Origin of the sequence: Mesorhizobium sp. M4B.F.Ca.ET.089.01.1.1, assembly GCF_004022605.1 — a bacterium.
GTDB lineage: Bacteria > Pseudomonadota > Alphaproteobacteria > Rhizobiales > Rhizobiaceae > Mesorhizobium > Mesorhizobium abyssinicae.
Genome location: NZ_RZOS01001154.1, coordinates 1 through 648, shown reverse-complemented (window position 1 = coordinate 648; position 648 = coordinate 1). Strand labels below are relative to the sequence as shown.

The window sequence follows — 648 nt, the reverse complement described above, 5'->3', positions numbered from 1 at the left end:
AGATCAATGTGGATCAGCTTGCCCGGGGGGATCGAGAACGAAACGCCCTTGGCGTAGGAAGATGCCGACCAATCTGTAAAGCGGCAGCCTACCGAGATCACGACGTCAGCGGACGCGGTGATCTTGTTGCCGCATGTCGTGCCGGTCTGGCCGACTGCGCCGATGAAGAGCTCATGATCTTCCGAGATGGCGCCCTTACCGTTCCAGGTGATCGAAACCGCCGCGCCGAGCCGCTCTGCCAGACGGGTCAATTCGTTCGAAGCGTTAGCCGTGATGGCGCCGCCACCGGCGACGATGACCGGCCGTTCGGCGTTCAACAGAAGCTTTACGGCCGCCTCGATCGCGCTCGGATCCGGGTAGGCCACACCGATCGGCAGGCGCTTATCCAGCGGATGAATGCTCACCTCGGCCGCCTCGACCTGCACGTCCATCGGTACCTCGACGTGCACGGGGCCCGGACGGCCGGTGAGCATCTCGTTGAAGGCGCGATGCATGATGGTCGGCAGAACCTGAACGGATTGAGCCTGCCAGGCGCGCTTGGTCACCTGCTCGGTGATGCGCGCAAAGGCGTTGTCCTGCTGGCGCTCGATCTCCTGCATGGTGCCGTGGCCATGCATGTAGGTCTGTGGGGAGCCCGAGACATAGAAC

The 648-nt window shown here is 63.1% G+C and carries 1 pseudogene; it reads right to left on the bottom strand.

Going from position 1 to position 648, the window contains the following annotated elements:
• Positions 1 to 599 (bottom strand): annotated as a pseudogene (locus EN780_RS36540) (thiamine pyrophosphate-binding protein); the annotation flags it as partial.
• Positions 600 to 648 lie beyond the last annotated feature (49 nt).